Source organism: Pantoea sp. y20 (assembly GCF_054903455.1).
The window spans coordinates 227,461-246,484 of the sequence record NZ_CM142816.1; the positions used below are offsets into that span (position 1 = coordinate 227,461).

18 protein-coding genes are annotated in these 19,024 nt (G+C 55.0%); 13 read left to right on the forward strand and 5 right to left on the reverse strand.

The window, feature by feature from the left end; all coding sequences use genetic code 11:
- Window positions 1–67: 67 nt before the first annotated feature.
- Complete coding sequence (rhtB, locus tag ACYAC5_RS01040) at window positions 68–691, reverse strand: homoserine/homoserine lactone efflux protein (protein WP_101763746.1); 624 nt, start codon at window positions 689–691, stop codon at window positions 68–70.
- Between the two features lie 104 nt (window positions 692–795).
- Here rhtB and pldB point away from each other — a divergent pair, with 104 nt between their 5' ends.
- Together pldB and yigL are read left to right on the forward strand one after the other, a co-directional pair.
- Window positions 796–1,788, forward strand: coding sequence for a lysophospholipase L2 (gene pldB, locus ACYAC5_RS01045; RefSeq protein WP_101763745.1), 993 nt, complete (start codon window positions 796–798; stop codon window positions 1,786–1,788).
- 37 nt (window positions 1,789–1,825) lie between these two features.
- Entirely contained in the window at window positions 1,826–2,626 is an 801-nt protein-coding gene (yigL, locus tag ACYAC5_RS01050; RefSeq protein ID WP_101763744.1) for a sugar/pyridoxal phosphate phosphatase YigL, read from the forward strand.
- A 33-nt stretch (window positions 2,627–2,659) separates the two neighbouring features.
- Here the strand turns inward: yigL and glpT are convergent, their stop codons facing one another.
- Entirely contained in the window at window positions 2,660–4,000 is a 1,341-nt protein-coding gene (glpT, locus tag ACYAC5_RS01055; RefSeq protein WP_110867929.1) for a glycerol-3-phosphate transporter, read from the reverse strand.
- Between the two features lie 336 nt (window positions 4,001–4,336).
- Here glpT and ACYAC5_RS01060 point away from each other — a divergent pair, with 336 nt between their 5' ends.
- Window positions 4,337–5,200: a carboxylate/amino acid/amine transporter gene (locus tag ACYAC5_RS01060; protein ID WP_137384917.1), complete on the forward strand. Its 864-nt coding sequence runs from the start codon at window positions 4,337–4,339 to the stop codon at window positions 5,198–5,200.
- A 133-nt stretch (window positions 5,201–5,333) separates the two neighbouring features.
- Here ACYAC5_RS01060 and ACYAC5_RS01065 read toward each other — a convergent pair whose 3' ends face one another.
- Both ACYAC5_RS01065 and metR read right to left on the reverse strand, forming a co-directional pair.
- Window positions 5,334–5,813 (reverse strand): YehS family protein, encoded by a 480-nt coding sequence (locus tag ACYAC5_RS01065; RefSeq protein ID WP_101763741.1) that lies wholly within the window; start codon window positions 5,811–5,813, stop codon window positions 5,334–5,336.
- Window positions 5,814–5,906: 93 nt separating this feature from the next.
- Window positions 5,907–6,839, reverse strand: a complete 933-nt coding sequence (gene metR / locus ACYAC5_RS01070) for an HTH-type transcriptional regulator MetR (RefSeq protein ID WP_280172313.1) — start codon at window positions 6,837–6,839, stop codon at window positions 5,907–5,909.
- Between the two features lie 135 nt (window positions 6,840–6,974).
- On the opposite strand from metR, the gene metE reads away from it, so the two are divergent.
- Window positions 6,975–9,245, forward strand: coding sequence for a 5-methyltetrahydropteroyltriglutamate--homocysteine S-methyltransferase (gene metE / locus ACYAC5_RS01075; RefSeq protein ID WP_462062266.1), 2,271 nt, complete (start codon window positions 6,975–6,977; stop codon window positions 9,243–9,245).
- Between the two features lie 41 nt (window positions 9,246–9,286).
- Here metE and ACYAC5_RS01080 read toward each other — a convergent pair whose 3' ends face one another.
- Entirely contained in the window at window positions 9,287–10,123 is an 837-nt protein-coding gene (locus tag ACYAC5_RS01080) for a dienelactone hydrolase family protein (RefSeq protein WP_462062267.1), read from the reverse strand.
- 301 nt (window positions 10,124–10,424) lie between these two features.
- Here ACYAC5_RS01080 and udp point away from each other — a divergent pair, with 301 nt between their 5' ends.
- The 9 genes from udp (at window position 10,425) to tatC (ending at window position 19,007) form a co-directional block, all read left to right on the forward strand.
- Window positions 10,425–11,186, forward strand: coding sequence for a uridine phosphorylase (gene udp / locus ACYAC5_RS01085; RefSeq protein ID WP_008105797.1), 762 nt, complete (start codon window positions 10,425–10,427; stop codon window positions 11,184–11,186).
- A gap of 99 nt (window positions 11,187–11,285) precedes the next feature.
- Window positions 11,286–12,557: a tetratricopeptide repeat protein gene (locus ACYAC5_RS01090; protein ID WP_101763929.1), complete on the forward strand. Its 1,272-nt coding sequence runs from the start codon at window positions 11,286–11,288 to the stop codon at window positions 12,555–12,557.
- Between the two features lie 202 nt (window positions 12,558–12,759).
- Window positions 12,760–14,271, forward strand: a complete 1,512-nt coding sequence (gene rmuC, locus ACYAC5_RS01095; RefSeq protein ID WP_101763736.1) for a DNA recombination protein RmuC — start codon at window positions 12,760–12,762, stop codon at window positions 14,269–14,271.
- Window positions 14,272–14,346: 75 nt separating this feature from the next.
- Window positions 14,347–15,105, forward strand: a complete 759-nt coding sequence (ubiE, locus tag ACYAC5_RS01100) for a bifunctional demethylmenaquinone methyltransferase/2-methoxy-6-polyprenyl-1,4-benzoquinol methylase UbiE (RefSeq protein ID WP_008105805.1) — start codon at window positions 14,347–14,349, stop codon at window positions 15,103–15,105.
- A gap of 6 nt (window positions 15,106–15,111) precedes the next feature.
- Window positions 15,112–15,717: a ubiquinone biosynthesis protein UbiJ gene (gene ubiJ, locus ACYAC5_RS01105; RefSeq protein WP_462062269.1), complete on the forward strand. Its 606-nt coding sequence runs from the start codon at window positions 15,112–15,114 to the stop codon at window positions 15,715–15,717.
- Complete coding sequence (gene ubiB, locus ACYAC5_RS01110; RefSeq protein ID WP_101763734.1) at window positions 15,714–17,351, forward strand: ubiquinone biosynthesis regulatory protein kinase UbiB; 1,638 nt, start codon at window positions 15,714–15,716, stop codon at window positions 17,349–17,351. Before ubiJ ends, ubiB begins: the two co-directional genes overlap by 4 nt.
- Before the next feature lie 110 nt (window positions 17,352–17,461).
- Entirely contained in the window at window positions 17,462–17,716 is a 255-nt protein-coding gene (gene tatA / locus ACYAC5_RS01115) for a Sec-independent protein translocase subunit TatA (protein WP_008105810.1), read from the forward strand.
- A 2-nt stretch (window positions 17,717–17,718) separates the two neighbouring features.
- A complete protein-coding gene (gene tatB / locus ACYAC5_RS01120) occupies window positions 17,719–18,246 on the forward strand; it encodes a Sec-independent protein translocase protein TatB (protein ID WP_101763733.1) in 528 nt (175 codons plus the stop codon).
- 2 nt (window positions 18,247–18,248) lie between these two features.
- Complete coding sequence (tatC, locus tag ACYAC5_RS01125; protein ID WP_101763732.1) at window positions 18,249–19,007, forward strand: Sec-independent protein translocase subunit TatC; 759 nt, start codon at window positions 18,249–18,251, stop codon at window positions 19,005–19,007.
- Window positions 19,008–19,024: the final 17 nt, after the last annotated feature.

Here is a 19,024-nt window from a genome sequence, read left to right on the forward strand (position 1 = left end):
GGCTGCGCGCTGGCCGGCACCGAACTGGCTGCGCCACCAACGGCTTTGAAGTGGGTGCGATTTTCTTTTACGCCATTCTGCGTGCGCTGGCTAGCAGCGCGCCTACTGCCATAAACAATCCACCAAAGGTGCGGTTCAGCAGCTTCATCTGCTTCGGGCCTTTAATCCAGCCGGCGATACGCGTTGCCAGCGTGGCGTAACCAATCATTACGATGATATCGACCACAATGGTGGTCACGCCCAGCACCAGATATTGCATGAGCTGCGGCTGGTGCGGCTGAATAAACTGCGGGAACAGCGCAGCGAGAAACACGATGCTTTTCGGGTTGGTGAGGTTTACCAACACGGCACGCTTAAACAGGCGGCGACGCGGCATGGCTTTGGCAACGGCGTCGAGGTCGATGCCACCCGCCGAGCGCCACTGCTGAATGCCCAGCCATACCAGATAGGCTGCACCGGCCCACTTCAGGACTTCAAACGCCAGAATCGATTGGGAAAACAGCGCACCTAAACCGGCGCCGACCAGCACAATATGAATGGCCAGACCCAGCTGCAAGCCGGTAATCGATGCCGCTGCGCCGCGATAGCCGTGACTGATGCCGGTGCTCATGGTGTTGATCGCGCCGGAGCCGGGTGAAAGGCTGAGGATGGTTGTGGTCAGCAGATAGGTTAACCACCATTCAATGGTCATGTGTGACATTCCCTGAAGTTAGCGAAGTGTGACACAATACGACAGAAAATCGCCGCACGCTACGCAGCACAGGCGCGCAAATCACGTTTTTTTCAGGGGGACGGATGCAGCAGCATAAACAGAGTTGGCTCGGACGTGAGCGAGGCTTTTCGGCCTTTGCCACCGGTCCGCTGCTCGACTTCTGGCGTCGCCGTGAAGAGTGTGAATTTACCGGCGTCGGCAACCTGAAGATTCGCTACGTCCGTTTCACCTCACCGCAACATCGCCGTGTCATTCTGGTCGTGCCTGGCCGCATTGAGAGCTACATCAAGTATCCCGAACTGGCTTACGACCTGTTCATGTGCGGCTACGATGTGGTGATTCTCGACCATCGCGGTCAGGGACGCTCTGAACGTCTGCTGGAAGATTCGCATCGCGGCCATGTGGTGGAATTTGGCGACTACGTTGACGACCTGGAAACGCTGTATCTGAAAGAGATCGTGAGTCCACATTATCAGCAGCGCTACGTGCTGGCCCACTCGATGGGCGGCGCGATTTTAGCGCTGTTTCTCGCGCGTCAGCCGCAGGCGTTTCATGCTGCGGTGTTCTCCGCGCCGATGTTTGGCATTGTGCTGCCGCTGCCCGACTGGATGGCGCACCGTATTCTGGACTGGACCGAGAAACTGCCGGCGCTGCGTGAAGGTTACGCGCTGGGCACCGGGCGCTGGCGCGCCAATCCGTTTGGCATCAACCGCCTGACGCATAGCCGCGAACGCTATCGCCGTAACCTGCGTTTTTACGCCGACGATCCGGCAATTCGCGTCGGTGGCCCCACTTATCACTGGGTGCGCGAAGGCGTGCAGGCCGGGCGGGACATCTTCAATCAGGTAGCGAACATCACCACGCCGACCTTGCTGCTGCAGGCCAGTGAAGATGATGTGGTGGATAACCGCTCACAAAATCTATTTTGTACGGCGATGGCCGCAGCAGGACATCCCTGCGCGGGCAACGCGCCGTATGTGATCAAAGGAGCGCGTCATGAGATCTTGTTTGAAACAGACGCGATGCGTGCCGAAGCGCTAAACGCGGTGGTCGATTTCTTTGAACGCCACGCTTAATCAATTTTACTTTCCGATATCAACACCCGAGGTTTACATGTATCACATCGTCGCATCCGACCTGGATGGCACGCTGCTCTCTCCGGACCATCGCCTGACGCCGTTCGCGCGCACCACGCTGCAGGAACTGGTGGCGCGTGATATCCACTTTGTCTTTGCCACCGGCCGTCACTATATCGACGTCGGACAGATGCGCGATAAGCTCGGCATTCCGGCTTACATGATCACGTCTAATGGCGCACGCGTGCACAACGCCGCAGGTGAACTGGTGTTCAGCCACAATCTTGACGCCGACATCGCCAGCGATCTGTATGGCCTGCAATATCATGACGAGCATATCCTGACGCACGTCTATCGCGACGATGAGTGGTTCATGAGCCGTCATCGTCCGGATGAGCAGGACTATTTCCGTGAATCGGTGTTTAACTATCAGGTTTACCAGCCGGGCATGCTGCCGACTGATGGCATCAGCAAAGTGTTCTTCACCTGCGAAGATCCGGAGCGTTTAATTCCCATGGAGCAGGCGATTGAAGCGCGCTGGGGCGATCGCGTGAATGTCAGCTTCTCGCTGCCAACGTGTCTGGAAGTGATGGCGGGCGGCGTTTCCAAAGGCCACGCGCTGGAAGCGGTAGCGAAACAGCTCGGCCACTCGCTGAAAGCGTGCATCGCCTTCGGCGACGGCATGAATGATGTGGAGATGCTCAGCATGTCGGGCAAAGGCTGCATCATGCGCAATGCGCAGCAGCGTTTGAAAGATACCTTGCCGACGCTGGAAGTGATTGGCAGCAACGCGGATGACGCCGTGCCGCACACGCTGCGTAAACTGTTCCTCGCCTAGAAAAAAGGGCCGGTCACCACCGGCCCTTTTTCGTTATGCCAGCTGTTTCTTGTGCTTGTGCTCACTGACCATGGTGAGCAGCAGCAGAATCACTGCCAGCACCGATCCGCCAATCATCACAATGAATCCGCCGTCCCAGCCGAAATAATCCACGGTGTAACCGACAATCGCACTCGCCGCGACCGATCCGCCGAGATAGCCAAACAGCCCGGTAAAGCCCGCTGCCGTTCCGGCCGCTTTTTTCGGTGCCAGTTCCAGCGCGTGCAGGCCAATCAGCATCACAGGACCGTAAATCAGGAAGCCGATCACAATCATGCACAGCATGTCGATGCCTGGATTGCCTGGAGGATTCAGCCAGTACACCACGGTGGCGATGGTCACCAGTGTCATAAAGAACACGCCGGTTGCGCCACGGTTGCCGCGGAACACTTTGTCCGACATCCAGCCGCACAGCAGCGTGCCGGGAATACCGGCATATTCGTAAAAGAAGTAGGCCCACGAGGATTTATCCAGCGTGAAGTGCTTCACCTCTTTCAGGTAGGTCGGCGACCAGTCGAGAATGCCGTAACGCAGCAGGTATACAAACACGTTCGCCAGTGCGATGTACCACAGCAGCTTGTTGGGCAGAATGTACTGCATGAAAATCTGCTTCGCCGTCAGCTCCTGCTCGTGATCCTCGTTGTAATCCGGCGGATAATCATTTTTCCACGCTTCAATCGGCGGTAAACCGCAAGATTGTGGTGTGTCACGCATCAAGGCGAAGGCAATAATCGCGATGAGGATGGCGCCAAACGCCGGCATATACAGCGCGGCTTTCCAGTCGTTAAACCACGCCATGCCGAGCAGGAACAGCAGCGGAGGAATACCGCCACCGACGTTATGCGCGCAGTTCCACACCGACACAATTCCGCCGCGCTCTTTCTGCGACCACCAGTGCACCATGGTGCGCCCGCACGGCGGCCAGCCCATGCCCTGGAACCAGCCGCACAGGAACAGCAGCACAAACATCACCATGATGCTGGAGGTGGCCCACGGCACGAATCCCATCACCAGCATCACCGCTGCGGCAAGGATCAATCCGGCGGGCAAAAACACGCGCGGATTCGAGCGGTCTGAGACCGAGCCCATAATGAATTTCGAGAAGCCGTAAGCGATGGAAATGCCCGATAGCGCAAAGCCGAGATCGCCGCGCGAGAAGCCTTGTTCCACCAGATAAGGCATTGCCAGCGCAAAGTTTTTACGCACCAAATAGTAGGCGGCATAGCCAAAAAATATTCCCAGGAAAATCTGCCAGCGCAGACGACGATAAAGCGGATCAACACGATCATCGGCCACTTGTGGGCGATGCGGTGCAGGTTTGAAAATACTCAACATGAGTGTGGCCCTCCAGGGCGCGATATAGTTATGAGTTCCCAGCAGGTTGGGGCAAAAACAGGCAGTAAAAATGGCAAAGCGAAGTTTCCATTTCGCGCAAAGGATAGTGATGGTCACGCGCAGTTACTGTGACATGTGACACATATGTTACAGTTTTATGACAATTGAGAGCGAAAAAAACCAGGAAATGTTGTATTTCGCGCATTTTTACCCGGACGTTAAAATGAGAAATGAAAATTATTCGTCGTTATTTTATCCACTTGTAAACCAGATAGTTCACCCCGATTTCGACAGTTTGTTTACACTAGCGCCACTGTTCATTTTGAGATCGTTACCGTGCTGTTACTGATCGTTACCACCATTCTGTGGGCCTTTTCCTTCAGTTTGATCGGGGAATACCTCGCAGGTCAGGTGGATTCCTGGTTCTCTGTTTTGATGCGTCTGGCGCTCGCCGCCATCGTTTTCCTGCCGTTCCTGCGCTGGCGCGGTTACCGTGCTTCCACCATCCTGCTGTATATGCTGGTGGGCATGCTGCAGCTTGGCATCATGTATTTATTAAGCTTTGAGGCTTATCTGTATCTCAGCGTGACCGAGTTCCTGCTGTTCACCGTGATGACGCCGCTGTATGTCACGCTGATCTACGATTTGCTCAGCCGACGTCCGCTGCGTATCGGCTATGCCTTCAGCGCGCTACTGGCGGTAATCGGTGCGGCGATTATTCGTTACGACAAAGTCAGCGACCATTTCTGGTTTGGTTTGCTGCTGGTACAGGCGGCAAACATCTGCTTCGCCATCGGCATGGTGGGCTACAAACGCCTGCAGGAAACTCGCCCGATGCCGCAGCACACCGCATTTTCGTGGTTCTATCTGGGCGCGGTGATGATCGCGGTGATCGCCTGGAGCTTGTGGGGCAATCCGAACAAACTGCCGACCACGTCGCTGCAGTGGGGCATTCTGGTGTGGCTGGGCGTGGCGGCTTCAGGTTTGGGCTATTTCATGTGGAACTATGGCGCTACGCAGGTGGATGCTGGCACGCTGGGTATTATGAACAACATGCATGTGCCAGCGGGCTTGCTGGTGAATCTGGCGATCTGGCAGGAGAAACCGCATTGGCCAAGTTTTCTCGCCGGTGCCGCCGTGATTTTCGCATCCCTTTATGTGCACAAACGCTGGGTATTAGGTAAGAAAAGCAACGCATAGGCTAAAAGGGAAGGGATAGCGCGGCAGTGGAGCAAAGCATCCGAGCCATGGATGGCGAGGCTGATCCACAAGGAAGTGGTTTCCCTTTGCGATCTGCTGCGCTATCCCTGACCCGGCTCGAACAAAGAAGCGATTAACCCTTCTTAGCCGGCCCCGGACGATGAATCATCGTCAACCCTTTCAGGAAATTACGCAGAATCTGATCGCCGCATTCGCGGAAATTCTTATGATCTGGGTTGCGGAAAATCGCGCCAACTTCAGCCTGTGAGATCTTAAAGTTCGCTTTCAGCAGCACATCCGGAATATCGGTGGTCTTCAGCTCAAAGGCGATACGCAATTTCTTCATGAAAATGTTGTTATTCATGCGGCGCTCAATCGAAGGCGCGGGCGCATCTTCACTCTTACCGCGACGGTAAAAAATCAGACCGTTAAGGAAGTAGCCCATCAATACATCTGGCAGCTTGCGAAACGCGGCATCGTCATCTTTCTTCATCCACGCCTGCACGTCTTCCAGCGGCACTTCACTTCCCGCCAGGGCAAAAATCTCCACCACTTTGCTATCGCTCAAATCCAGCATATAGCGCACGCTGCGCAGAACATCGTTACTCATCATGGTGAAACTCTCTTGGTCGCGGGTTGAGGCGGCGCATTATAGAGCAGGCGGGGCAGGGATAACAGCGCGGGCGACCTTCGCCGCCCAACAACATCAGGATGAGGTGATTTGCAGTGAGCCGGGACGCGCGGCATCGCGCACAAAGGGCAGATGTTCACAGGCGTGCTGACGGGCAAACCGCACAAAGGCTTCCATTACCGGCTGACGCTGCTCGCCTTCGCGTACGGCGGCATACAAGCGGCTCCACAAACCACCGCCTAAGGTCTTGGTCACCACCAAACCCTGCTGCTCAAAATTCTCTACTACCCAATGTGGCAACGCGGCGATGCCCATGCGCGCCGACACCATCTGAATCAGCAGCAGCGTGTTATCGACGCTCTTCAAGGCTGGACTGACGCCCGCAGGCTGCAGGAAATGGCGCCACACATCCAAACGCTGACGCTGCACCGGATAAATCATCAGCACTTCATCGGCCATATCTTCCGGAGCAATGTGCTCAAGCTGCGCCAAAGGATGATCCGGTGCCATCACCAAACGCACTTCAAAATCGAACATCGGTGAATAAAACAATCCACTGCGCGGCAAAATATCGGAGGTCAACACCACATCCAGCTCGCCCTGTTGCAACGCGGGTTGCGGATCAAAGGTCACGCCGGATTTGAAATCCATCACCACCTGCGGCCAGCTTTGGCGGAAATTATTCAGCGCGGGCGTCAGCCACTGAATACAGCTGTGACACTCAATGGCAATACGCAACGTGGCCTGATGCGGCTCATGACACGCCTGCAAAGCCTGCTGAATCTGCGGTAAAACCTGCTCAGCCAACTGCAGCAAAATCTCTCCCTGCGGCGTAAAACGCAGCGGCTGGCTTTTACGCACAAACAGGCGAAAACCCAGCCGCTGCTCCAGATCGCTGAACTGGTGGGATAACGCCGATTGCGTCTGATGAAGCTGGGAGGCGGCGGCAGCTAACGAGCCGGTGTTCCGTAACGCCTGCAGCGTCCGCAGGTGTTTGAGTTCGATCATGAGAATCCTTCACATCGAGATTGAACAAATTGCGCTTGAGGAACATACAGTACCCGCAGATTATGGCGGTGTAAACATCTGGACGGCTAAACATCTCTGCCCCCTATTCAGTTAAGAATATCTGGAGAACAGAAAATGACCATTCTGAACCATACTCTCGGTTTCCCTCGCGTTGGATTGCGTCGTGAATTGAAAAAAGCACAGGAAAGCTATTGGGCAGGTAAAAGCTCACAGGAAGAGCTACTGGCGGTGGGGCGTGAACTGCGCGCCCGTCACTGGCAACAGCAGAAAGAGGCGGGCGTGGATCTGCTGCCAGTCGGCGATTTCGCCTGGTACGATCACGTGCTCACCACCAGCCTGCTGCTGGGTAACGTGCCAGCTCGTCACCAAAATCAGGATGGCTCGGTCGATCTCGACACGCTGTTCCGCCTTGGCCGTGGCCGCGCACCAAGCGGTGAACCGGCGGCAGCGGCGGAAATGACCAAATGGTTCAACACCAATTATCACTACATGGTGCCGGAATTCACTCAAGGGCAGCAGTTCAAACTGACCTGGACTCAGTTGCTGGATGAGGTTGATGAAGCGCTGGCGCTCGGGCACAAGATTAAACCGGTGCTGCTGGGTCCGGTTACCTATTTGTGGCTGGGTAAAGTGAAAGGTACGTCGTTCGACCGCCTGTCACTGCTCAAAGACATTCTGCCGGTTTACCAACAGGTGCTGGCTGAACTGAAAAAACGCGGCATCGAATGGGTACAAATCGATGAGCCAGCACTGGCGCTGGAGCTGCCGCAAGCGTGGCGCGATGCCTTCAAACCGGCTTACGACGCGCTGCAGGGCGAAAGCAAATTGCTGCTCACCACCTATTTCGACAGCATCGGTCAGAATCTCGACGTGATCAAAGCGCTGCCGGTGCAAGGTCTGCATGTTGACATGGTCCACGGCAAAGACGACATCCAACAGGTGAACCAGCAGATTCCCGCGGATTGGCTGCTCTCCGTCGGCGTAATCAATGGCCGTAACGTCTGGCGTGCCGATCTCAGCAGCTGGTTTACGCGCCTGCAGCCGCTGGTGGGGCAGCGTCAACAATTGTGGATTGGATCATCCTGCTCGCTGCTGCACAGCCCAATCGACTTAAGCGTGGAAACGCGCCTCGATGAGGAAGTGAAAAGCTGGTTCGCCTTTGCTCTGCAGAAGTGCGCTGAGCTTGCACTGCTGAGTCATGCGCTGAACAACAACGATGCCGCTTCGCTGGTTGAGTGGAGCGCACCGATTCGTGCGCGTGCCAACTCCACGCGCGTTCACAATGCCGCAGTCGGCGAGCGTCTGGCGAAAATTCAGGCCAGAGACGTTGAACGTGCCAGCAGCTACTCCGAGCGTGCCAAAGCGCAGCGTCACCGCTTTAACCTGCCAGCGTGGCCGACCACCACCATAGGTTCATTCCCGCAAACCACCGAAATTCGCGGCCTGCGCCTCGACTTTAAAAAAGGCAACATTGATGGTGGAAACTACCGCACTGGCATCGCCGAGCACATCAAACAGGCAATTGTGGAGCAGGAACGGTTGGGCCTCGACGTGCTGGTGCATGGCGAAGCAGAACGTAACGACATGGTGGAATACTTCGGCGAAAACCTCGACGGCTTCGTGTTCACCCAAAACGGCTGGGTACAGAGCTACGGCTCGCGCTGCGTTAAACCGCCGATCATCATCGGCGACGTAAGCCGTCCGCAAGCTATCACCGTTGAGTGGGCGAAGTACGCGCAGTCGCTGACCGATAAACCGGTGAAAGGCATGCTGACCGGTCCAGTGACGATTCTCTGCTGGTCGTTCCCGCGTGAAGATGTAAGCCGGGAAACCATCGCCAAACAGATTGCGCTGGCGCTGCGTGACGAAGTGGAAGATCTGGAAAAAGCCGGTATTGGCATTATTCAGATTGATGAACCGGCACTGCGCGAAGGCCTGCCGCTGCATCAGTCCGATTGGGCGGCGTACCTGGCCTGGGCGGTGGATGCGTTCCGTCTCAATGCCGCCGTGGCGCAGAATGAAACCCAGATCCATACCCACATGTGTTACTGCGAGTTCAATGACATCATGGACTCGATTGCCGCGCTGGATGCGGACGTTATCACCATCGAAACCTCACGTTCCGATATGGATCTGCTGGATACCTTTAAGGAGTTCGACTATCCCAACGAAATCGGTCCGGGCGTGTATGACATTCACTCACCAAACGTGCCGAGCGTGGAGTGGATGGAAGAGTTGCTGCGTAAAGCGGCGCAGAGCATCCCGGCAGAGCGTCTGTGGGTTAACCCGGATTGTGGCCTAAAAACGCGTGGCTGGGCGGAAACCCGTCAGGCGCTGGCGAACATGGTAAAAGCGGCGCAAAACCTGCGGGGTGAAACGGCTTAGTCGCTGTAAATGAGATTGGGGCGCAAATGCGCCCCTTATTATTACGCGTTTGGCGCTACGCCATACTGCGTGAACCACGCCAGCATGCGTTGCCAGCCATCTTTGGCGGAATCGGCGTGATAACTGGCACGATAATCCGCATTGAAAGCATGTCCTGCATCCGGATACACCACGATTTCCGCCTTGGCATTGGCGGCATGCAGCGCCTGACGCATCTTATCAATGCTCTCCAGCGGGATGCTCTCATCCTGACCACCGTAAAGGCCCAGCACCGGTGCGTTGAGATCCACCGCGATATCGATCGGATGCTTCTGCTGCTTCAGCGTCTTCTCACCGTCTAAGCGTCCATACCACGCCACCGCTGCACGCACCTGCGGATTGTGCGCGGCAAACAGCCAGCTAATACGTCCGCCCCAGCAGAAACCGGTAATCGCCAGGCGACGGATATCACCATCGTGGCGCGTGGCCCAGTTGGCCACATGATCGAGATCGGACAACACTTGCGAATCCGGAACTTTACTCACCAGCTCTTTAAACAGCGTGGGAATGTCGTGGTAATCGTTGGGATCGCCCTCGCGGAAATAGAGTTCCGGAGCGATGGCCAGATAACCTTCCAGCGCCAGACGGCGGCAGACATCGCGGATATGCTCGTGCACGCCGAAAATCTCCTGCACCACCAACACAACCGGCAAGGTGCCTTGATACTCTTTTGGTCGTGCGTAATAGGCAGGCAGGTTTTCGCCCTGGCTCGCAACTGAGGTCTCGCCAGCATGAATCGCGTCGCTGCCGGTAATAATGGTGCTGCTTGCGGTGGGCTGAACGGCCGGTGCAAAGCCGCCGGGTGCCGTTTTTTGTGCCATATTGTCTTCGGTTTTCATTGTTCTCTCCGTGCTAGCAAATGCGCAATCACGTAACTATAGCCTGGCGAAGTGAAGCAAGGCTGTCGTAGGGTACAGAGGGATTTTTTCACGTGTGCTGCTTCTCTATTAACATTGCCACCAACACTTACACAGCACCGCTTGTAGCAATTCAGAATTGCACAGCGTGAATGTGTGATTTATGTCACATAATGTTTTTCTGATAATGTAAGTTTCATTATCGATGGTGAATTGAGTCACATATTTATGCCGCCTGCTCACGTAGAGTGGCGCGCTCATCCCCAATTATCAGGAGTCTGTTATGGCCCAGTCTGACGTTTTCCACCTTGGCATTACTAAAGCTGATTTGAAAGGAGCCACGTTGGCCATCGTGCCTGGCGATCCTGAGCGCGTAAAGAAAATCGCCGCGTTGATGGACAATCCACAGCATCTGGCTTCACACCGTGAATTCACTACCTATCTGGCTGAAGTGGATGGCAAACCGGTTGTGGTGTGCTCCACTGGTATCGGCGGACCTTCTACCTCAATTGCGGTTGAAGAGCTGGCGCAACTGGGTGTGCGCACCTTCCTGCGCGTTGGCACCACCGGCGCTATCCAGCCGCATATTAATGTGGGCGATGTGCTGGTCACTACCGCTTCGGTACGCCTCGACGGTGCCAGCCTGCACTTTGCGCCGATGGAGTTCCCGGCCGTGGCTGATTTCACCTGCACCACCGCGCTGGTGGCAGCGGCAGAAGCGTGCGGCGCGAAAACCCACATTGGTATTACCGCCTCATCTGACACCTTCTATCCAGGCCAGGAACGCTACGACACTTTCTCCGGTCGCGTGGTGAATCGCTTCCAGGGCTCAATGGAAGAGTGGCAGCAAATGGGCGTCCTCAACTATGAGATGGAATCCGCTACACTGTTAACCATGTGCGCCAGTCAGGGACTGCGTGCCGGCATGGTGGCTGGCGTCATCGTTAACCGTACGCAAAAAGAGATCCCGGATGCCGCGACCATGAAGCAGACCGAAAGTGATGCGGTGAAAATTGTGGTTGAAGCCGCGCGTCGCTTAATTTAGTGCGCCAGTCAGGGATGAATTCGAGACCAGGCTTATAAGGAATCCCGCAACTTCCTGATTAGAATGCGCGCAATTTCAGCAGCTACTGAGAAAATTCTTATGCGCAAAATGGTTTCTGTCTCACGTCCCAATTTCATGAATAATCCCGCTACTGCACAATCACGCGTTGAAGGTGCAGCAGCGAGATTTCGCCAGGCGATGGCGGCGAATAATTATCCTCTTGCGCGTCAATGCTGTGAAGAAGTGCTGCGCGTCTTGCCCCATCATATGCAGGTGCTCAGCGACTACGCGCTCACCCTGATGCGCGTTGGCGAATACAAAAAATCTTATAAAATTTACCAGAAGATCTACCAGGCTCCGGCCGCGCAGCGTGCACAGGCATCGGAAACCTGGCTGGATGGATTAACCGAAGTGTGCGGCTGGTTGAATAAAGAAGATGAAGCGGCACGTTACGGCCTCGAATCGCTGCAAAAATCTGATGTGACTTTCAGTAAAGGGGCGAAAGTCGCCTTCCCTTCTGAGACACCACCGCCGATCAACCGCAGTAATCCGGCAGAAAATATCATCTCCTTTAGCCTGTATGGCAGTCAGCCACGCTACTGCGAAACCTTGATTAAAAACATCGAAGTGGCGCGCGAGCTTTATCCCGACTGGATCTGCCGCATCTATCTCGACGACAGCGTGCCGCAGCACGTCTGGCAGCGCCTGACGCAGCCAAACACCCAACTGGTGGATATGTCGCATGAGAAAACTATCTTCCCAACGCTGTGGCGTTTCCTGGTGATGGACGATGACAGCGTCAAACGCTACATCGTGCGTGATGCGGATTCGTTGCTGTCCGAGCGCGAAGTCGTGGCGGTAGAAGCCTGGCTGACTTCGCCTTACTGGTTCCATCATATGCGCGATTACTTCTCGCATACCGAGCTGCTGCTGGCGGGCATGTGGGGCGGCTGCCACGGCGTGTTCCACAACGTTGAGCAGCAGATGCGTGACTTTATCGCGCAATACGAAGGCAGCGAACGATTTACCGATCAGTACTTCCTCAAAGTGGCGCTGTGGCCGACGGTACGTGAGAGCATCTTGAATCATGACGATATTTTCCGCTTCCATCATGCACAACCGTGGCCGGCGCATCAGCCGATTCGCTGGCAAACCGACAGCTTCCACGTCGGTAGTAACGCCGGTTTTGCCAGCATGGCGGGCCAGGTCGAAAACGCTGAGAACGGCTGGCAGCAGGTTGAGATCACCTACGACGGGAAAAGCTGGACCTATCCGGCCAAAATCCAGGGTGAAACCGAATGGGTGTTGCCGATGCCCTTCTTCCTGATTGATGCGTGGAAAGCGGGCGATCTCACCGTAAAAGCCCTCTAATTAGAGAACGTTTTCCCTAAATAATTCGAGTCGCAGGAAGGCGGCAAGCGAGCGAATCCCCGGGAGCTTACATCAGTAAGTGACTGGGGTGAGAACGTGCAGCCAACGCATCTGCGGCTTGAAGTATGAAGGGAAAAAAATCTGGACATTCATACAGTAGAGCTCTACCTTTTCCCTCAGCAAGTCGATCCGCGGGGGGATTATGGATCAGCAACTTATTATTAGCGGCGCGCTGGCGCTGGCCGGTTTGGGCATTGGCTGGATCATTGCTCAACTGCGCGCCGGTCATCAGCACGCCAGCTTCACCACCGAGCGTCGCCTGCTGGAAGAGGCGCAGCAGCGTCAGCAGCAGCAGCTCGAACAGTTACAGCAGCAAATCCAACAACGCGAACAGGAGATGCGCCAGCTACACGGTGCACTGAGCGGTGCGCAGGAACGTTTGCAGCAGCTTGATTACTGGCGCGGCGAAAGTGAACAACTCAGCCGTGAACTGCGAAATCAGCTGGAAGTGAACAGCGCGCAGGAAGCCGAACTGCGCGAAGTGACCATTCGTCTTGAAGAGACGCGCTACGGTGCAGAAGAGAAGCAGCGACTACTGACCAACAGCGAACAGCGCCTCAGCGCGCAGTTTGAAAATCTCGCCAATCGCATCTTCGAAAACAGCGGGCGGCGCGTCGATGAACAAAACCGTCAAAGCCTGAATAGTCTGATTGGTCCGCTGCGCGAACAGCTGGACGGTTTCCGCCGTCAGGTCACCGACAGCTTTGGCCTGGAAGCGCGTGAACGTCACACGCTGACCCACGAAATTCGCCAGCTACAACAACTCAACGCACAGATGGCGCAGGAAGCGGTCAATCTTACTAAGGCGCTGAAAGGCGACAATAAAATTCAGGGAAACTGGGGCGAAGTGGTGTTGGCCCGTGTGCTGGAAGCATCGGGCCTGCGTGAAGGTTACGAATACCAAACGCAGGTGAGCGTGCAGCTGGAACAGCAGGGCAGGATGCAACCGGATGTGATCGTGCGTTTGCCGCAGGGTAAAGATGTGGTGATTGACGCCAAAATGACGCTGGTTGCCTACGAACGCTACTTCAATGCCGACGATGAAGCCACGCGTGAGCAGGCGATTCAGGAACACATTAGCGCCATGCGCGGACACATTCGCCTGCTGAGCCGTAAAGATTACCAACAATTGCCCGGTTTACGCTCTCTGGATTATGTGTTGATGTTTATCCCGGTGGAACCGGCGTTTCTGCTGGCGATTGATCGTCAGCCCGAGCTGATCAGCGAAGCGTTACAGCAGAACATCATGCTGGTTAGTCCCACCACGTTGCTGGTGGCGCTGCGTACTATCAATAATCTCTGGCGTTATGAGCATCAAAGCCGCAACGCACAGCGCATCGCCGACCGGGCAACGCGGCTGTACGACAAAATGCGGCTGTTTGTCGATGACATGAGTGGCATCGGGCACAATCTCGACAAAGCGCAGCAAAGTTATCATCAGGCGATGAAAAAGCTGTCTGAAGGGCGCGGCAATCTGATCGCACAAAGTGAAGCGTTCCGTTCGCTTGGCGTGGAGATCAAACGTCCGATTAATCCGCAACTGGTTGAACAAGCGCAGCCGGAAGAAGCGGATGAAGATTGGGCAGACGATCGCACCGAGGATGAAAACGTTGCAGAACCAACAACAGACTCGCTGCGCCGCATCAACGAATAGCACGGTGGTCGCGTGCTCGTGTAGCGCGACTCTGATACACTTCGGCAAGAATTGTTTGTGGAACAGGTAAAACCGATGGCAGATGAATCACAGCAGGAAACTACCCATTTTGGCTTCCAGACCGTCGCGAAAAGCGAAAAGGCCGATAAAGTTGCGGACGTGTTTCACTCCGTCGCGGCAAAATATGACCTGATGAACGATTTGATGTCGTTTGGCATCCATCGTGTCTGGAAGCGTTTTACCATTGACAGCAGCGGCGTGCGCCGCGGTCAGCGCGTGTTGGATCTGGCGGGTGGTACCGGCGATCTCACGGCAAAATTCTCACGTCTGGTGGGCGAAACCGGCCAGGTTGTGCTGGCAGACATCAATAGTTCGATGCTGAAGATGGGCCGCGAAAAGCTGCGCAATCTCGGCGTGTCGGGCAATGTCAGCTATGTGCAGGCGAATGCCGAAGCGCTGCCGTTCCCGGATAACTACTTCGATTGCATCACCATCTCATTCGGCTTGCGTAACGTGACCGAAAAAGAGAAAGCGCTGGCATCAATGTTCCGCGTGCTGAAGCCAGGCGGACGTCTGCTGGTGCTGGAGTTCTCGAAGCCGTTGCTGGAGCCGCTCAGCAAAGCCTACGATACCTATTCATTCCACATTCTGCCGCGTATTGGTCAGCTGGTGGCGCAAGACGCTGAAAGCTATCGCTATCTGGCGGAGTCGATTCGTATGCATCCCGATCAGGAAACCCTGAAAGCGATGATGAACGATGCGGGCTTTGAAAATACCACCTACTTCAACATGACTGGCGGTATTGTCGCGCTGCATCGCGGATTTAAATTCTAATCCATCATGACTTTAACTCCTCTCATCACCGGCGGTCTTGAGACCGCCCTGAACCGTGTTCTCTATCGCGATCGCAGCCTGAAAGCCGCACGCCAGCGTTTGGCTGGCAAGGTATTGATGCTGCGTCTGCAAGAGCTCGATTTTCCTTTGGTGCTGGTATTTAGCGAATCGCAACTCGATGTGCTGAGTGATTGGCAAGACAACAGCGACTGCACGGTGAGTTTGCGTGTCAGTACCTTGCCGAAACTGCGCGATCGCCAGCAGCTCACCAGCCTGATTCGTAGCGGTGAACTGGAGGTTGACGGCGACTTGCAGGTGGTACAGCAATTCTCCGCACTGATGGATCTCGCCGAGCTGGATCCGGCGGAATATCTTGCACCGTGGATTGGCGATATCGCTGCGCAAGGCGTAAGCCAGGCCGCACAGCAGGCGCTGAAGTTCGTGCAGCAGCAGTTCATCCGCCGTCAGGATTATCTTGGTCAGGTGCTGACAGAAGAGTGGCGCGTTGCGCCGGGTGCACTGGAACTGGCATGGTTTTGCGAGGAAGTGGAAGCGACAGAACGTTCGCTCAATGCGTTTGAAACGCGTTTGGCACAGCTGGAGGCGAAATGACGCTGGGAGAAATTCGGCGCTTATACTTCATCATCAAGATCTTTCTGACTTACGGCCTTGATGAACTGATTCCCCGCATGCGCTTCACACTGCTTTTACGCTTGTGGCGGCGCTGCATCTTCTGGATCCCTAACCAACATAAAGATGCTTCCGCCGGCGTGCGCATCCGTTTAGCGATGGAGCAGTTGGGGCCGGTGTGGATCAAATTCGGTCAAATGCTCTCGACGCGTCGCGATCTGTTCCCACCGGCGATTGCCGATGAACTGGCGGTGCTGCAGGACCGCGTTGCGCCATTTGATGGCGTGAAAGCCAAACAGCAGATTGAAAAGTCGATTGGCGGCCCGGTGGAAACCTGGTTTGAAGACTTCGATATCAAACCGCTGGCCTCGGCTTCTATCGCGCAGGTGCATACCGCAACGCTGAAATCCAACGGCCGCGCGGTGGTAATTAAAGTGATTCGTCCCGACATCCTGCCGGTGATCAGAGCCGATATGCGACTGATTTACCGTCTGGCGCGGTGGGTGCCGCGTTTGTTGCCGGATGGTCGTCGTCTGCGTCCGGTAGAAGTGGTGCGCGATTACGAAAAGACCTTAATTGATGAGCTGAATCTGCTGCGTGAAGCGGCGAATGCCATCCAGCTGCGTCGTAACTTTGACCAAAGCCGCATGCTGTATGTGCCGGAAGTGTTTTCTGATTATTGCAGCGAATCGATGATGGTGATGGAGCGCATTTACGGCATTCCGATCTCAGATATCGCCACGCTGGAGCAGCACGGCGTTAACATGAAACTGCTGGCCGAGCGCGGTGTGCAAGTGTTCTTCACCCAGGTGTTCCGCGACAGCTTCTTCCATGCCGATATGCATCCTGGCAATATCTTCGTCAGCTACGATCACCCGGAAGATCCGCAATACATCGGCATCGACTGCGGTATTGTCGGTTCGCTGAACAAAGAAGATAAGCGCTATCTGGCCGAGAACTTCATCGCCTTCTTTAACCGCGATTACCGCAAAGTGGCCGAGCTGCATGTGGATTCTGGCTGGGTACCGGCCGATACCAACGTCGAAGACTTTGAGTTTGCCATTCGTACCGTGTGTGAGCCGATTTTCGAAAAGCCGCTGGCTGAGATTTCGTTTGGCCACGTGCTACTCAACCTGTTCAACACCGCGCGTCGCTTTAATATGGAAGTGCAGCCGCAGCTGGTGCTGTTGCAGAAGACGCTGCTGTATATTGAAGGGATTGGCCGCCAGCTCTATCCGCAGCTTGACCTGTGGAAAACGGCCAAGCCTTTCCTCGAAGATTGGATCAAAGATCAGATTGGTATCCCGGCGATTTTGCGGGCGGTGAAAGAGAAAGCGCCGTACTGGGCGGAAAAACTGCCGGAGTTGCCGGAGCTATTTTACGACAGCATGCGCCAGCACAAATTATTGAAGCACAGCGTCGATAAACTCGTCACCGATTTAAACGTACAGCGAACACGCAATCATCAGGCGCGCTATCTGTTTGGTGTAGGCGCTACACTGTTATTAAGTGGCACCGCCGTGCTGTTAAGTCGACCGGATTGGGATTTCTTCCCGGCGCTATTAATGGCCGCTGGCATCGTCACCTGGCTTATTGGCTGGCGCAAGACAAACTGATTGTCTGCCTGGTGCAAATCGCGTAATGTCGCAAGCTAAAGCCCGAAATCATACGGGCTTTCTGTGCGTTACAGTCAACAGTTTTTCACAGAATATTAGAGGCATATCTCATGGGCGGTATCAGTATTTGGCAATTGTTAATCATTGCCGTCATTGTTGTTCTTCTGTTCGGTACCAACAAACTTCGTAACCTGGGTTCGGATTTAGGATCTTCCATTCGTGGCTTCAAAAAAGCTATGGGCGATGAAGACGATAAAAAGGATCAACCGAAAGAGCAGGACGCTGACTTCAACGCCAAAACTCTGGCAGACAAACAGCAAACCACGGCGACTAAAGACGACGCCCGGAACGACAAGCAGGTATAACTGTGTTCGACATTGGTTTTAGTGAACTGGTATTAGTGTTCGTGATCGGGCTGATTGTGCTTGGCCCGCAGCGGTTACCGGTTGCGGTGAAAACCGTCGTCGGCTGGATCAGAGCCATTCGCTCGCTGGCCGCGAATGTACAAAACGAACTGGCGCAAGAGTTGAAACTGCAGGAATTGCAGGACAGCCTGAAAAAGGTGGAAGAAGCGGGCCGTGGCACGTTGTCACCCGAGCTGAAAGAGTCGATGGAAGAACTGCGTAAAACCGCCGACTCCATGAAGCGTTCGGTGCAGCAGAGTATCGATCTCGAAAAAGAGGAAGATGAAGCCAACACTATTCATCAGACTCCGCCAGCCGCCGTGCAGCCCGTGACTTCACCTGCGGTCACGCCCGCAGCAGCAGAGCATCAAACCAGTGCGCCTGCACAGACTCCGCAGCCTACTGACGAAATCTCTGCCGCAGAAACCCCTCCCGTCGCCAGTGCTCCTGAAAGCACCGCGAAGACTTCTCTCGTAAAAGATGAACGATAAACATGGCCGTTGAAGATACCCAACCGCTCATTAGCCATTTGATTGAGCTGCGCAAGCGTTTGTTGAATTGCATCATCGCTGTTTTAGTCATCTTTTTGTGTCTGGTCTATTTCGCGAATGATATTTACCATCTGGTCGCGTCGCCGCTGATCAGCCAGATGCCAGCCGGGGCGAGTATGATCGCTACCGACGTCGCATCGCCATTCTTCACGCCGATCAAGCTGACTATCATCGTTTCGGTGTTTCTGGCCGTGCCGGTGATTTTGTATCAGGTGTGGGCCTTTGTGGCGCCCGCGCTCTATCGCCACGAACGCAAACTGGTGATGCCGCTGCTGTTCTCCAGTACGCTGCTGTTTTACGTCGGCGTGGCGTTTGCTTACTTCATCGTGTTCCCGCTGGCGTTTGGCTTCTTCGCCAAAACCGCGCCGCAAGGCGTGACCATCGCAACGGATATCACCAACTACCTCGACTTCGTCATGACGATTTTCATGGCCTTCGGCGTGGCGTTTGAGGTGCCGATTGCGATTGTGCTGCTGTGCTGGACCGGCATAACTTCACCAGAAGATTTGAAAAAGAAACGTCCTTACATGTTGGTTGGCGCGTTCGTGGTTGGGATGTTGCTCACACCGCCGGATGTTTTCTCGCAAACTTTGCTCGCTATTCCGATGTACTGCCTGTTTGAAGTCGGCGTATTCTTCTCCCGCTACTATGTGGGTAAAGGACGTCAGTCTTCGGATGAGGAACACAACACCGAATCCTGATGTCCTTAATGCAGGGC

Excerpts from the sequence above, each read along its gene's own strand:
- tatA (WP_008105810.1), top strand. The coding sequence starts at position 17,462 with ATGGGCGGTATCAGTATTTGGCAATTGTTAATCATTGCCGTCATTGTT.
- tatC (WP_101763732.1), top strand. The coding sequence starts at position 18,249 with ATGGCCGTTGAAGATACCCAACCGCTCATTAGCCATTTGATTGAGCTG.
- ACYAC5_RS01080 (WP_462062267.1), bottom strand. The coding sequence starts at position 10,123 with ATGAAAACCGAAGACAATATGGCACAAAAAACGGCACCCGGCGGCTTT.
- metR (WP_280172313.1), bottom strand. The coding sequence starts at position 6,839 with ATGATCGAACTCAAACACCTGCGGACGCTGCAGGCGTTACGGAACACC.
- ACYAC5_RS01090 (WP_101763929.1), top strand. The coding sequence starts at position 11,286 with ATGCGCAAAATGGTTTCTGTCTCACGTCCCAATTTCATGAATAATCCC.
- ubiE (WP_008105805.1), top strand. The coding sequence starts at position 14,347 with ATGGCAGATGAATCACAGCAGGAAACTACCCATTTTGGCTTCCAGACC.
- ubiJ (WP_462062269.1), top strand. The coding sequence starts at position 15,112 with ATGACTTTAACTCCTCTCATCACCGGCGGTCTTGAGACCGCCCTGAAC.
- rhtB (WP_101763746.1), bottom strand. The coding sequence starts at position 691 with ATGACCATTGAATGGTGGTTAACCTATCTGCTGACCACAACCATCCTC.
- rmuC (WP_101763736.1), top strand. The coding sequence starts at position 12,760 with ATGGATCAGCAACTTATTATTAGCGGCGCGCTGGCGCTGGCCGGTTTG.
- yigL (WP_101763744.1), top strand. The coding sequence starts at position 1,826 with ATGTATCACATCGTCGCATCCGACCTGGATGGCACGCTGCTCTCTCCG.
- udp (WP_008105797.1), top strand. The coding sequence starts at position 10,425 with ATGGCCCAGTCTGACGTTTTCCACCTTGGCATTACTAAAGCTGATTTG.
- glpT (WP_110867929.1), bottom strand. The coding sequence starts at position 4,000 with ATGTTGAGTATTTTCAAACCTGCACCGCATCGCCCACAAGTGGCCGAT.
- pldB (WP_101763745.1), top strand. The coding sequence starts at position 796 with ATGCAGCAGCATAAACAGAGTTGGCTCGGACGTGAGCGAGGCTTTTCG.
- ACYAC5_RS01065 (WP_101763741.1), bottom strand. The coding sequence starts at position 5,813 with ATGATGAGTAACGATGTTCTGCGCAGCGTGCGCTATATGCTGGATTTG.
- ubiB (WP_101763734.1), top strand. The coding sequence starts at position 15,714 with ATGACGCTGGGAGAAATTCGGCGCTTATACTTCATCATCAAGATCTTT.
- metE (WP_462062266.1), top strand. The coding sequence starts at position 6,975 with ATGACCATTCTGAACCATACTCTCGGTTTCCCTCGCGTTGGATTGCGT.